Here is a 12,381-nt window from a genome sequence, read left to right as displayed (position 1 = left end):
TAGGCCCACTTTGGCGAATACTCGCCCATGCATGCCATATAGTCGCGCCCTTGTCCTCTGGGCTTTCGCGCCGTACCCCTTTAGGTTATAACCTCTTGTGGATATCTTCTAACCAAGCAGTCCCTCACGCCTATGGGATTTCTCACGTCACGGTCACAAAAGCGAATAAAACACCCATTTCACCGGCGATCCGTGTTTTCATCCATCCCGGCTATAGACTGGATAAACAATGACTACTTTCGCCGATCTTGGCCTGCCTCGCGACATCGTTTACATCCTCTCCCGCCAAGGGATCGAGTCCCCCTTCCCCATCCAAGAAGCCGCCATTCCGGACGCGCTCGCGGGCAAGGACGTCCTCGGCCGCGGCCCCACGGGCTCCGGCAAGACCTTTACTTTTGGTCTGCCCATCATCACCCGCCTGGCGGACTCCGGCGCGTCCAAGCCACAGCGCCCGCGCGGCCTCATCCTCGCGCCCACCCGCGAGCTCGCCATCCAAATCCAGGAACGCCTCGACGAGCCCGCTAATGCGCTGGGCCTGCGCACCCTCGCCGTCGTCGGCGGCGTCAACATCAACCACCACATCCGCGCACTCGCCCGCCCCGTCGACATCCTCGTCGCCACCCCAGGCCGCGCACAGGACCTCATCAACCAGAAGAAGCTCTCCCTCGCCGACGTGCAGATCACAGCCCTCGACGAGGCCGACCACATGGCTGACATGGGCTTCCTACCTCAGGTGCGCAAGCTCCTCGACCTCACGTCGAACACTGGCCAGCGCCTGCTCTTCTCCGCCACGCTTGATGGCGACGTCAACAAGCTGGTCAAGCAGTACATGCACAACCCGGTGACGCACTCCACCGCGCCGGTCGAGGCCGCCGTGGGCACCATGGAGCACTTCGTCGCCTTCGTCGGCGACCGCGACACCCGCAACGACGTCGTGCTCACCCTCGGCGCACGCGAGGGCAAGACCATCATGTTTATGCGCACCAAGCACGGCGTCGATCGCCAGGCGAAGAAACTGCGTCGCGCCGGCATCAACGCGATGCCGCTGCACGGTGATAAGGGTCAGGGTGCACGCACCCGCGCCATCGAGGGCTTTGGCGACGGCTCCGTGCCGGTCCTCGTCGCCACCGATATCGCTGCCCGCGGCATCGACATCGACGATGTCTCGCTCGTCGTCCACGTCGATCCGCCCGCGGAACACAAGGCTTACCTCCACCGTGCGGGACGTACGGCCCGCGGTGGCCACTCCGGCACCGTGCTCACTCTCGTCATGGACCAGCAGCGCGACGAGGTCGCCGCGCTGCTGAAGAAGGCCGGCGTCGAGGCCCGCAAGCTCGAGCTTGCCGATGCCCCCTCGCCCGCCCTCGACCCCGAGCTCGTCCGCATCACGGGGGCGCGCAAGCCTACCGGCGCTCCGTTGCCGCCTCCGGGCCAGGCCGTGCAGGGCGGCCAGTCCTCGGCGAAGAAGTCAGGCGCACCGAAGTCGTCGGGCGAGGGCCGCAGGTCCCGCTCACGTCGCGGAAAGTCCTCGAACGGCGGCGCACGCGAGGACTCCGCAGGCGGCTCACGTTCTGGCTCGCGCCGTCGTTCCACACGTCGCAGCAATGGCGGTCAGAATGGCCAAGGCGGCGGCAACTCCCACAGGGGTGGCCAAGGACGAGGTGGTCAAGGTCGCGGCGGACGACAGGGTCGCCCGGGGCGCTCGTGATGGCGAGCTTGTCCGCACTCACATACCTCACCCCGGAGGAGTGGAAGCCGCGCCATGCGGCTCACGTCGCCGCGGCCGAGGAACGCCTTGCGCGGTTCCGGCACCCCGGCGGCTATCACCCGGTCTACGACTTCCTCTTCGAGTACTACCCGGTCCGCCCGTCCCACCTCACGCGCTGGCACCCGGGCTTCGGCACGGCGCTGCTCGGCGAGCCGACGGATATACCGCAGGCGGAATATCGCGACTATCGCGTCGTCGACACCCCGCGCGGTCCGGCCGTCACCGTAGACCTCGACGCATTGTGGGCACGCCGCGGCGAGTCTTTTACGTATATACGCGACCTCATGGCGAAATCGACGGTCAACCCCACGAGCTTCGATTGCTTTGGCTTGCGCGAGTGGGCGATGGTCTACAAAACGGACACTCCGCGCCACGACCTTCCGCTGCGCCTTGGCGCGGAGGGAACGAATACCGTGGTCGAAGCCAATCGCATCAAGTGCACACACTATGACGCGTTTCGCTTCTTCACCGAACCGGCCCGGCCGCTCAACCTCACAGTCTTGACGCGCGAGAGTCAGCCCGACCACGACCAGGCCGGCTGCGTCCACGCGACGATGGACCTCTACAAGTGGGCCTGGAAACTCGGCCCGCTCGTCCCCGGCGAACTCTTCCTTGAGGCGTTCGACCTCGCGGTGAAGGCACGTACGCTCGACATGGAGGCATCGCCCTACGATTGCCGTGAGTGGGGCTTTGGCGTCGTGCCCATCGAGACCTCTGAAGGCAAGGCAGAATACGTCCATCGCCAGCGTGCACTCGCGGCGGAGGGGAATCCGCTTCGTCAACGGCTTGTCGCACTCGTTGACGCCGCGCGCGCCGCTACACTTTAGCCATTGTGTAATGGGTCGCACATGCGGCCAGACCTCAGGCGGGAAGGACAGCACTCACTCATGGCACGTCATTCAAACGGTAAAGGTACGTATTCGGTGGCCTGGTGGATCATTGTGCTGGCCATCCTCATCGTCGCCGCCCTCGTCTTCGGCATCGGTTGGCTGCTGCGCGGGGGCTCCGATGAAGGGTCCACCTCCGCCGCACCCGCCGCAGCTTCCTCCAGCGCAGGGCCCGCAGACGACAACGCTTCTCAAGCACCTGCCAGCGAGAAGGAAGCACAGGACTCCCCTGCTTCTTCGTCTGCGGCAGAGTCCAAGGACGCCTCCGAGTCCTCGGCAGCTCCTTCCAGCGCCGCCCCGGCGAGTGAGAAGCCCAGCGCCGCACACGCACCTGCAGCGCCGGCCGACACGCTCTTCCTCCTCGACACGTCCGACCAGATGGCACCGAACTATGGTGCCGTCGCTGGCGCACTCGCCGACACCGCACAGGCGCTCGGCGTCGCTGGCCAATCCGTCGCGTTGTGGAATTACTCCTCGCCGCTCTCGCCCACCGCAACAGTTGGCTACCGCGACAATGTCGGATTCGGTGCCGCTGGTGACGTAGCTGCCGCCGCAACGCAGTTCGGAACCGGTGGCGTCCCGCAAACGCGAAGCGCTGTCATCGCAGCACTCGCCACCGCCCGCGATCAAGCCAACGCCACTGGCAAGGGCGCCCGCGTCGTCCTGGTCACCACCGGCACCGCCCAGGACATGGACGACGCCGCCTTCACCGCGGCACTCGACGACGTCCGCAGCGACAATGTGAAGCTCTCCGTAGTCCAGATCAGCGGTGACAAGGATGAGGCCTTGGCTAAGGCAGCAGCCTCCTACGCCACAGCATCCCCGAACGACGCCGCCAAGGCTCTCGCCACCGCCTCCGGCGTTTAACCACGTGCCTACGTGGCTTCCCAGCCTCCGTTCCTTTCACCGGCCCCGCTCACGCGGGGCCGGTGCCCTTCTTGGTCGTCGATGAATCGACGTTGCCGAACGCACGCGCTGGCGGCGCGCGCCGATCACACTGTTGCCCTCTACCTTCCTGCGACGTGGAGCGGGTTCCCGATTCATGCCCATGCACGAACGAGACCGCTGTACACAACACCGTCGCACAAGACAGCACGAACCCCGTCGTCTATCCCGTGAGCGTGGATAGACGGCGGGGTTACGCTTGAAGCGCTGCCTTAGGAGGTCTTGCGCTGGCGGCGAGCAGCGAGCTCGTCGAGACCAACAACCTCGGCCACTGGGGCATCGACAGGCTCGACGCGCTCGGACGGGAAGTTGGAGATGGTACCGGTAAGTTCCTTGACAATGCCCGGCACGGCAATGCCGAAGACGCCCTGGCCACCGGCGAGAAGGTCGATGACCTCTTCGTTGGAGCGGCACTCGTAAACGGTCGTGCCGTCGGAGACGAGGGTGAGTTCAGCGAGGTCGTTCACGCCGCGGTCACGCAGGCCCTCGACGGCCAAACGGATATTCTGCAGCGAAATACCAGTGTCAAGCAGGCGCTTGACGATCTTGAGGACGAGGACGTCCTTGAAAGAGTACAGACGCTGCGAACCGGAGCCGCGTGCGGTGCGGATGGACGGGTTGACCAAGTCCGTGCGTGCCCAGTAATCAAGCTGACGGTAGGTGATGCCGGCGACCTGGCAGGCGATCGGGACGCGGTAGCCCACTTCCTCGTCCGGGCCGAGGTCGAAGAGGGACTCTTGCACTGCCCGTTCCTTCAGCTGATTGTCTTCGGTATTGCTCACGGTATTCTCCACTGGTCTAGGCCTAGCGATCCTTGTCTCAGCCAGAATTGCAGCTGGCGAGTCAAGTCCTAGGACTTATTAAATTCCACTCACGCCGCCTAGTCAACCGTTCTTCGTCGACTGGGCGGCGTCTAACTCTTAAGTAGAACTTTAGACCTTGGAATAAACCTCTGCACCACGAGTCACAGGCGTGTCATTACATCGGCGAAATTTCTTTCACAGATTACCCCCAGGTGTTACCCCCGTGGCGCGTGTGACTGGTGTGAATAGTGTGCGCGTCGGCTTCCTGACGCGATTCGGACCAGTGCTTTCGCCCTTTGATTGGCCTTCGGCGCGTTTAGTCGGTCTCGCCGAAGTCCTCGTCTTCCATGCCGAGGGAGCGCATCATCGCTTCGAAGTCGGCGTCGGCTTGCGGGTCCCCCGAAGCCGAGGTGCTCTTGGCGTCCCCCTGCGTCGCAGGCTGGTCCGCTTGAATCTCGAGTGGGTAGGACGAGCTTAAGTATTCATCGAGTGCCTCAGGCGTGGTAAAGATAGCGACCTGAGCCAAGTCCTCCTCGTCCATGGTGAGGTCGACGCCAAAGCGGTCCGCCAGGATAATGGCGTCGCAGGCTGACACCTCGACGCTGCTGCCGCTGGCAGAGACGACATCGAAGAGGAAGACTCCCTCGTTATATGTCGACAGGGAGATGGCCTCGACGCCGCCCTGGTCGTCGAAGACGTCAATGAGAGCATCGATGGCGCGGCGGCGCTGACCTTCATAGCCCTTGACATACGCGGCGGCGAGACGCGGCTCCTGGCCCGTGGTCCAGATGGGCACGACACGCTGCTGGCCTTCAGGCTGCAGAGCGATGCAGCTGAAGTCCTCGGTGACGTCCAACACGATGTCGATGAGCGCAAGTGCGACGGTGGCCATGATTCCTCCCTAAAGGAAAGCGGGTACGACGAACAGCGGCGAGAGCGAGCGTTTAGGCGTTGAACTCGTTGCGCAGGTCCGTCTTCACCAGCGTGCCGTGCAGAGACACCACGAGCGCGGTCATCTGCTGAGAGAGTTCTTCGGCCTTCTGGCGCGCGGTATCCGACTTGCCGTTGGCGACGGGAGTGGCGGCCTGGGCGATGAGGTCAGCCTGACGACGTGCGTTGTTGCGCAGCGTCTTGAGCGAACGCTCATCAAAACCGAAAGCCTTGAGTGCGAGCGCCGTGGATACGACAGCGGCGTCATCCGCGGTGAAGAAGCCGGACTCGTCCGGCGTGATGAGGCCCAGTTTGGCGAGGGAGGCGACCTCTTCTTCGGTGCAGCCGGCCTGCGCGGCGACATCGGCGTCGGTAAGCCGCGTCAGGGCCGGGGCGCGGAACTGGTCGGCGCGCACGAGGGTCTCGCCGAGGCTGGCGCCCACGATGGCGGTCACCTGGCCGGAATCCATAGCTTCGAGCTGCTCACGGATGACCTTGAGCGGCGTGTAGTTGTCACGCTGGGTCTGCAGAATAAAGCGCAGACGGTCAACGTCGGACTCCGTGAAGCGGCGGTAACCCGAGGCCGTGCGCTGCGGTGTGATAAGCCCCTCGGACTCCAGGAAGCGGATCTTAGACACGGTGACGTCAGGGAACTGCTGATTAAGTGTCTGCAACACCACGCCAATAGACATGGTCTTAGCCTTCTTCACTCCTGCCTTGGGCTGCGTGCGGAATGCCGCGGAGCCTTGGTCGCGTGCTACTGCGTTCACTGGTTTATAACTCGCCGTATCTCTCGGGATTGTCTACTTCACTAAGGGGTATGACTTCGCGCCGCTACTATGCGGTGGCGCTACGCCGAGCCGGTGGTACAAGCACGGGCGACGCAGTGCGCGGGAAGCCGAATACGCCGCGCGACGGCCAAGTGTGCCGGACCGCCGCGCTACGCGTTTTTGTCTAGATTAGTTCTTGCCGGTGATGAAGACCAGACGGAACTTACCAATCTGGATTTCGTCACCCACCTCGAGAACCTGTGAGTTGCGCGGCTCGCGGTTCACGTAGGTGCCGTTGAGGGATCCCACGTCGACGACCTCGAACTGGCCGTCTTTGATGCGGAACTCCGCGTGGCGGCGGGAAACGGTGACATCGTCGAGGAAGATGTCTGCCTCCGGGTGGCGGCCCACGGTGGTGGTCTCCTGGTCCAAGAGGAAGCGCGCACCCGCGTTGGGACCACGCTTGACAACAAGCAGGCCCTGGCCGGCGGGCAGGTTGTCCGCACCCGTCACGGTGTTATCGGTGGCGGCGCCGGATTCCATCTCCTTTAGAAGGTCTGCGCGGAAGACAGAAGTGGTTTCCACCTGCGGTTCCGGGGTTCCAGTATGTTCGCTCATTATTACCTCCGATGTTTCGGACCAAAAGTTAACTGCTCTCAATCATAGCGATCCGCCTCGCTCGGCGGCGCCGTTGGAGCTATTTAATTTAACGGAAGATGTTTCCGATGCTGCTCATGACGGAGTTTCCAGAACCGGACAGCGGGTTATCGGAAACCATGTACGTCCACGTCGCACTCGGACGCGACAAACCCAAATCGTTAAGGTGTGCGCCGTCCTCGTCGATGAGGACGTCGTTAAAGGTCTCCACCGCCTGATCCACCGCGCGTTGAGCCAGCTGCTTGAACTCGCGCACAGCAATGCGGTGATACTCGTCGATGGGCGTCTGGCGCGCGATGGCACGCAGGTGGATGGACTCGCGGACATCGTCCATGAGCTCGAGGTGATCGGCCCACGCGAGGTCGAGGTGATAGAGCATGATCTCGCGCGCGGCAGCGACGCGGGCTTCCTCCGGCAGGGCTTCCAGCGCGGCGGCCTTCTGCGGCGCGCGCTGCTGGAATTCTTTCCACGCTTGGTCCGTGTCGAGAAGCACGGCGCGGCGCTCATCGATGATGATGCGCTGATCCGCGAGCAGCTGGTTGTACTTCCACGTCTGGGCGTGGATTTCCAGCAGCTGGCCTTCCGTCACGCGCTGGCAATGAGCGATGAAGTCGGAAACGCGCTTGGACTCGATGCGCCCGTCCGGCCCGGGCTGCGCGGACAACGACTCATCCTCGCCGCCCTGACGGACCACGTCATCCTCGAGGGAGACGAAGAAGAGGCTCAAACCGGGATCGCCCTGGCGCCCGGCACGGCCACGCAGCTGGTTGTCGAGACGCGCCGTGCGGTGGCGGGTCGTGCCAATGACGGCGAGGCCGCCGAGGTCCGCGACCGTGTCGTGGTCGCCCTCATCCGCGCCGCCGAGCTTGATGTCGGTGCCGCGGCCTGCCATCTGCGTGGAGACCGTCACGCGGCCGATATCGCCGGCTTCGGCGACGATGCGTGCTTCCTCCGCGTCGTTCTTTGCGTTGAGGACGTTGACGTCGATTCCGCGCTCGCGCAGGACCTCGGCCAGATCCTCAGACTCGGCGACATCGTGGGTGCCCACGAGCACCGGCTGGCCAGTGGAGTGGATGGCGATGATCTCTTCGACGATCGCCTTGTTCTTCTCCTCGGCTGTGGCGTAGATGCGGTCCGCCTCGTCGAAGCGGCGCAGCTCCTTGTTGCGGTCGATGACGGAGACGTGAAGGTCATAGAACTGACGCAGCTGGTCGGTCGCCTCGACGGCGGTACCAGTCATGCCGCACACGAGCGGGTAACGGCGCATCAGCTCCTGGAGCGTGACAGTGTCGAGGATGCGGCCGCCCTCGGAGACCTCAAGGCCTTCTTTGGCCTCGACGGCGGCCTGCAGGCCGTCTGGCCACCGTTGGAGGTCTGCGACGCGGCCGCGGGAGGCATCGATAAGCTGCAGCTTGCCGTCGGTGACGATGTAGTGAATGTCGCGGATGAGCAAGGCCTTGGCGTGGAGCGCCAAGTTGACCTTGACCAGGATCGTGCCGATGTTCTCCTCCGAGTAGAGGGAGTCGATGCCCAGCTCGCGCTCGACGCGCGCGGCACCGTCGTCGGTGAGCGCCACGGTGCGGCCATCCTCGGCGATGGTGTAGTCCAGGTCCTCGCGCAAGCGAGAGACGACATTCGTGATGTGGCCTGTGGGGGCCTCGCCCGGGCGGTTACCGGCGAGCACGAGCGGGACGAGAGCCTCGTCGACGAGCACGGAGTCTGCCTCGTCGACGAGCGCGACATCCGCGCGCGCTTGGACGGTCTGGGAGCGGTCCGTGATTTGGTTATCGCGCAGCACGTCGAAGCCCAGCTCGTTGACCGGGGCGTAGATAATGTCGCTGCGGTAGGCCGCGCGGCGGGAGTCCTGGTCCAACTTCTCGGTAACCGAGGCAACTGTGAGGCCAAAGAATTCGACGAGCGGGCGCATCCACTCCGCGTCGCGCTCGGCCAAGTAGTTGTTCACGGTGACGAGGTGAACGCGCTTGCCTGTAAGTGCGAACCCGGTGGCGGCCATGGCACCCACGAGGGTCTTGCCCTCACCTGTGGCCATCTGGATGACGTCGCCCTCGAGCAGACGCAGCACGGCCTGGGACTGGACGTTGAAGGGGTGCATGCCCAGGCGGCGCTCGCTCGCGACGGCAAGCGCGGCGAGGAAGGCTGACTTATCGGCGATCGCGCCGTCACGCACGGCGTCGCGCGCGTGCTGCGCGACCTCGGCGTCGCTGAGCTGCGCCAGAGACTGCGTCGCCGCAGCCGAATCGTTGACGATGGCTTTGGATTTCTTATCGTTGCGCTCGGATTGCGCACCCATCGCTTTCCAGAACCAGCCAAATGCACCCATGCGGGGCCTCCTTCATGCTTGACGTCGCCGCTCACCGCGCGGCCGCTGCGATCGCACGGGCGGCCCATTCACGGGAAAGATGAATTAGTATCTCTCCTACTCTAGCCGCCGCAGCCCACGGCTTGGTCGGAAGCATGGGGCGAGCGTGCTATGAGTTACATCTACGCGCACACTTCGTGTGCCGCACGCTCGCTCGCACGAGTTCGCTCGTGCCCGCTATTGTGGAATCCATGCAATCCGTGAATGTGACTGTCCCTTCGAGTGCCGGCACCGCGATGGCGGGAACCATCGACTTCCCTGATTCAGCGCCCAAGGCTTTCGCCATCTTCGCGCACTGCTTTGCAGGCTCGCGCCACACCCCGGGTGCGGCGCGCACAGCCAAGCAGCTCACCAACTTCGGCATCGCCACGCTGCGCTTCGACTTCCCGGGTCTCGGCCAGTCCGAGGGCAACTTCGCAGAGACGAGCTTTAGTCAAAATGTCGCGGATATCGTCGCGGCCGCCGAGTGGCTCACGGAGAACTACCGCGCCCCGCAGCTACTCATGGGTCACTCCCTCGGCGGCGCCGCATCCCTGGCCGCCGGCAGCAAGATCGACTCGCTACGTGCCATCGCCACGCTCGGCGCACCGTTTGACCCGGCACACTCGGTGCTTCACTATGCAGACAAGATCGGCGAAGTCGACGCCAACGGTGAAGTCGAGGTCACTCTCGGCGGCCGCGCGCTTACCATTTCCCGCCACTTCCTCGAGGACCTCGCAGATACCAACCCGGTGACCTACCTCTCGCGACTACGCAAGCCTCTCATGGTGCTGCACTCGCCCATCGACCAGACCGTGGGCATTGATAACGCGCAGAACATCTTCCTGTCCACGCGCTACCCCAAGTCCCTCGTGGCGCTCGATAAGGCGGACCACCTGCTCACCAAGCAAGACGCCGCCGCGCGCGCTGCCGATCTCATTGGCGGCTGGGCCGAGCAGTTCATCATCCCGGACAGCGAGCCCGAAGACGTCTCCCCGGACTCCGCCGTCACGCACACCGCGATCGGCACCAAGGTGGGCGTGGTCGTGCGTTCCAATAACCAGTCCGTCTTTGCAGACCGTTCGCGCAAGAACGGCGGCAAGGGCAAGGGCATCACGGCTGAGGGCCTGCTCATGTCCGCCATCGCCACAGGCACCCACCAGTCGCTCATCGACGCGGCCAAGGCAGCCAAGGTCGACAAGGCGATCGAAGATATCTCGGTGACGGTCACGCACGTGCACGACTCAACCTTCGAGCGCCGCATTGAGATCACCGGCGATATCAGCGAAGGACAGTGCGCCCAGCTGCGCTCCACTGCCCGTGGCGCCGGGATTGACACCCTCATTGGCCATACTCATATCGTCGACGTGGAGCCCTAAACCACTCCGCGTCCCCACGCCCCTGTCCCGCACCACATGTCGGCGCGCCGGGCAGGGGCGTCTACTATTTTCCTCATGGCTTCCACTCCCCTCGTCCTGCACCCGCTTGCCGATGCCGCCCGCTGCCCCTGCGGCACAGGCCTCACCTTCGGCGAGTGTTGCGGCAAGTACCACAAGGGCGCCGACGCCCCCACGGCTGAGACCCTCATGCGTTCACGCTTTAGCGCCTTCGTCACCGGCGACGAGGAGTACCTGTTACGCACGTGGGACCCGGACACGCGCCCTTATGATCTCCAGCTCAAGGAGACCACCATCCGCTTCTACCGCCTTGACGTCCTCGACACGGAGGGCGGCGGACTCCTTGACGACACCGGCGTCGTCGAGTTCGAGGCCTTCTACAAGGGCTCCGCCAAGGGCTCGCAGCGGGAGCGCTCGCGCTTTTTTAAGCGCGATGGCCAGTGGTTCTACTCCACCGGCGAGGTATCCTAGCGGCACTTTTGTGTCAGCGAACTACCGTGGTGTAATCTAGACCAGTCGCTAACACCAGCGACGGACGGGCTATGGCGCAGTTTGGTAGCGCACTACACTGGGGGTGTAGGGGTCGCAGGTTCAAATCCTGTTAGCCCGACAGCACTAGACGACGGTTTTGCGAATCTAGCTTAAATCATTTGTGAAACCGTCTCCGACAGATAAACCCACCGCTTAGATGCGGTGGGTTTAGTCGTTTTCGCTCTGTTCCAGTCGTTGACTAATAAGGAACACAACATGGTTCGTCCCCTCTAAAACGACTTCTAGCCCGGAACCCTTTATCGGTTTTCCGAGCTAGATGGATAAAAGTATTCAGTTGGTCTTAAGCCGCCTCGCGCGCAGGCGGTGCGTTCGGGCTTGCCTTCTCGCGCGCCGGATCGCGCGGCGGTACAGGTTTACCAGAGTCAGGAGGCGGAGTCTTTTCATCCCGATCCACCCGGCCAAGAAAACGCCGAATCATAGATACATTGGCCGCGACCACATCAAGAGCTGTATAGAAGAAGGCCGCAGCAAAACCGCGTACAGGTCTTCTCGTATGGTCACCAATAGCAGCACCACCACGATTGTTCTTTACATAGTCGTTGCGGGTTTCAATCACATTGCGCCACGTGCCATACACCTTCTTCCATTCCGGTGTCTTAAAAGCAGGGCCAGTTTGGCGGTAGCGCATTCCCTCCTTATTCGGGATGGTTACCGAGACCTTATTGGTACAGCACTTTCCTTTTGCCTTGCGCGCGGTAGATAGATTTGGCCCGGAGATGGAGGGTAGTCCTCTGTCTCTCGCGTCCTGGCGCTGACTCTTTTCCACCAAGGGACATGCCAGTGTCTTTCCTTTACCTCGTCCCGGACACATAAACATCTGGCTCTCACCGGAGAGCTTCTTGCCTTTTCTCCGCATGGCAAAGGCGCGGCGCTCGTTGATCCGCTGGTTGTAGGTGGCCTCATCAACACGTCCGGCATAGAAGTCTTCGGTGGCTTCCACCAGAGGTTTCGGCATGGCAGGACAATACCAGTGGCCTTCAACTAACCCCATGGTTTCATAGGATCCGCGCTTTCCCAGCTGATTGGTTCTGTAGTCTCCCACCAGGGTATAGCCGAGTTTGCGCAGTGGTTCATGGAAGTCTTTGGTCTTAGCCACCGCGAAGTAAGCACGATCGCCCACCACTGTGCCCTTAGGTGTCTCAGGATCATCCGTTAAATGCCGCATGGCTTCCAACCCACGGATCGCAGGGTTGTGGCTGGGCCGGTCGAAGGCCATGCCCATAATCAGGTGTGGCTGTGCATATGGGCCTTGGTCGCGGATGACTCCGGCAACAAGTGTGGTGAAGCGTCCTGGGTTTAGTTCCGCTTCTTTT

At 63.0% G+C, this 12,381-nt stretch carries 10 protein-coding genes, 1 tRNA gene and 1 pseudogene; 6 read left to right on the top strand and 6 right to left on the bottom strand.

Annotated features, from left to right (window positions below):
- The first annotated feature begins 229 nt into the window (after window positions 1-229).
- From HMPREF2559_RS00425 to HMPREF2559_RS00415, 3 genes are read left to right on the top strand one after another with little or no spacing between them, the layout of a single operon-like run.
- Window positions 230-1,708, top strand: coding sequence for a DEAD/DEAH box helicase (locus HMPREF2559_RS00425; RefSeq protein ID WP_070539201.1), 1,479 nt, complete (start codon window positions 230-232; stop codon window positions 1,706-1,708).
- A complete protein-coding gene (locus tag HMPREF2559_RS00420) occupies window positions 1,708-2,595 on the top strand; it encodes a 3-methyladenine DNA glycosylase (RefSeq protein WP_070539199.1) in 888 nt (295 codons plus the stop codon). The genes HMPREF2559_RS00425 and HMPREF2559_RS00420 overlap by 1 nt, the downstream gene beginning before the upstream one ends.
- A 60-nt stretch (window positions 2,596-2,655) precedes the next feature.
- Entirely contained in the window at window positions 2,656-3,522 is an 867-nt protein-coding gene (locus HMPREF2559_RS00415) for a vWA domain-containing protein (RefSeq protein ID WP_070539196.1), read from the top strand.
- Between the two features lie 290 nt (window positions 3,523-3,812).
- Here HMPREF2559_RS00415 and HMPREF2559_RS00410 read toward each other — a convergent pair whose 3' ends face one another.
- From HMPREF2559_RS00410 to secA2, 5 genes are all read right to left on the bottom strand, one after another.
- Window positions 3,813-4,382, bottom strand: coding sequence for a MerR family transcriptional regulator (locus HMPREF2559_RS00410; RefSeq protein ID WP_066488192.1), 570 nt, complete (start codon window positions 4,380-4,382; stop codon window positions 3,813-3,815).
- Between the two features lie 337 nt (window positions 4,383-4,719).
- On the bottom strand, window positions 4,720-5,295 hold the full coding sequence (locus HMPREF2559_RS00405; RefSeq protein ID WP_066488027.1) for a bifunctional nuclease domain-containing protein: 576 nt from the start codon (window positions 5,293-5,295) through the stop codon (window positions 4,720-4,722).
- 52 nt (window positions 5,296-5,347) lie between these two features.
- Entirely contained in the window at window positions 5,348-6,025 is a 678-nt protein-coding gene (locus HMPREF2559_RS00400; protein WP_082723232.1) for a transcriptional regulator FtsR, read from the bottom strand.
- Between the two features lie 267 nt (window positions 6,026-6,292).
- Window positions 6,293-6,721 (bottom strand): oxoglutarate dehydrogenase inhibitor Odhl, encoded by a 429-nt coding sequence (gene odhI / locus HMPREF2559_RS00395; protein WP_070539194.1) that lies wholly within the window; start codon window positions 6,719-6,721, stop codon window positions 6,293-6,295.
- 88 nt (window positions 6,722-6,809) lie between these two features.
- Window positions 6,810-9,101, bottom strand: a complete 2,292-nt coding sequence (secA2, locus tag HMPREF2559_RS00390) for an accessory Sec system translocase SecA2 (protein WP_070539192.1) — start codon at window positions 9,099-9,101, stop codon at window positions 6,810-6,812.
- A gap of 230 nt (window positions 9,102-9,331) precedes the next feature.
- Here secA2 and HMPREF2559_RS00385 point away from each other — a divergent pair, with 230 nt between their 5' ends.
- From HMPREF2559_RS00385 to HMPREF2559_RS00375, 3 genes are all read left to right on the top strand, one after another.
- Window positions 9,332-10,498, top strand: coding sequence for an alpha/beta hydrolase family protein (locus tag HMPREF2559_RS00385; protein ID WP_066512230.1), 1,167 nt, complete (start codon window positions 9,332-9,334; stop codon window positions 10,496-10,498).
- A 75-nt stretch (window positions 10,499-10,573) separates the two neighbouring features.
- Entirely contained in the window at window positions 10,574-10,987 is a 414-nt protein-coding gene (locus tag HMPREF2559_RS00380) for a YchJ family protein (protein WP_066487997.1), read from the top strand.
- Between the two features lie 65 nt (window positions 10,988-11,052).
- Window positions 11,053-11,126: transfer RNA gene (locus HMPREF2559_RS00375), tRNA-Pro, on the top strand.
- Between the two features lie 222 nt (window positions 11,127-11,348).
- On the opposite strand, the pseudogene HMPREF2559_RS12240 reads toward HMPREF2559_RS00375, so the two are convergent.
- Window positions 11,349-12,381: pseudogene (locus HMPREF2559_RS12240) on the bottom strand (hypothetical protein); the annotation flags it as partial.

This window comes from Corynebacterium sp. HMSC072G08, from assembly GCF_001809185.1.
Lineage (GTDB): Bacteria > Actinomycetota > Actinomycetes > Mycobacteriales > Mycobacteriaceae > Corynebacterium > Corynebacterium phoceense.
The sequence above is the reverse complement of the archived record's forward strand: the minus strand, read 5'-3'. Positions and strand labels throughout refer to the sequence as shown.

What these genes read in the sequence shown, in the direction of transcription:
- HMPREF2559_RS00425 (WP_070539201.1), top strand. Translation starts at nt 230, where the DNA reads ATGACTACTTTCGCCGATCTTGGCCTGCCTCGCGACATCGTTTACATC.
- HMPREF2559_RS00420 (WP_070539199.1), top strand. Translation starts at nt 1,708, where the DNA reads ATGGCGAGCTTGTCCGCACTCACATACCTCACCCCGGAGGAGTGGAAG.
- HMPREF2559_RS00415 (WP_070539196.1), top strand. Translation starts at nt 2,656, where the DNA reads ATGGCACGTCATTCAAACGGTAAAGGTACGTATTCGGTGGCCTGGTGG.
- HMPREF2559_RS00405 (WP_066488027.1), bottom strand. Translation starts at nt 5,295, where the DNA reads ATGGCCACCGTCGCACTTGCGCTCATCGACATCGTGTTGGACGTCACC.
- HMPREF2559_RS00400 (WP_082723232.1), bottom strand. Translation starts at nt 6,025, where the DNA reads ATGTCTATTGGCGTGGTGTTGCAGACACTTAATCAGCAGTTCCCTGAC.
- odhI (WP_070539194.1), bottom strand. Translation starts at nt 6,721, where the DNA reads ATGAGCGAACATACTGGAACCCCGGAACCGCAGGTGGAAACCACTTCT.
- secA2 (WP_070539192.1), bottom strand. Translation starts at nt 9,101, where the DNA reads ATGGGTGCATTTGGCTGGTTCTGGAAAGCGATGGGTGCGCAATCCGAG.
- HMPREF2559_RS00385 (WP_066512230.1), top strand. Translation starts at nt 9,332, where the DNA reads ATGCAATCCGTGAATGTGACTGTCCCTTCGAGTGCCGGCACCGCGATG.
- HMPREF2559_RS00380 (WP_066487997.1), top strand. Translation starts at nt 10,574, where the DNA reads ATGGCTTCCACTCCCCTCGTCCTGCACCCGCTTGCCGATGCCGCCCGC.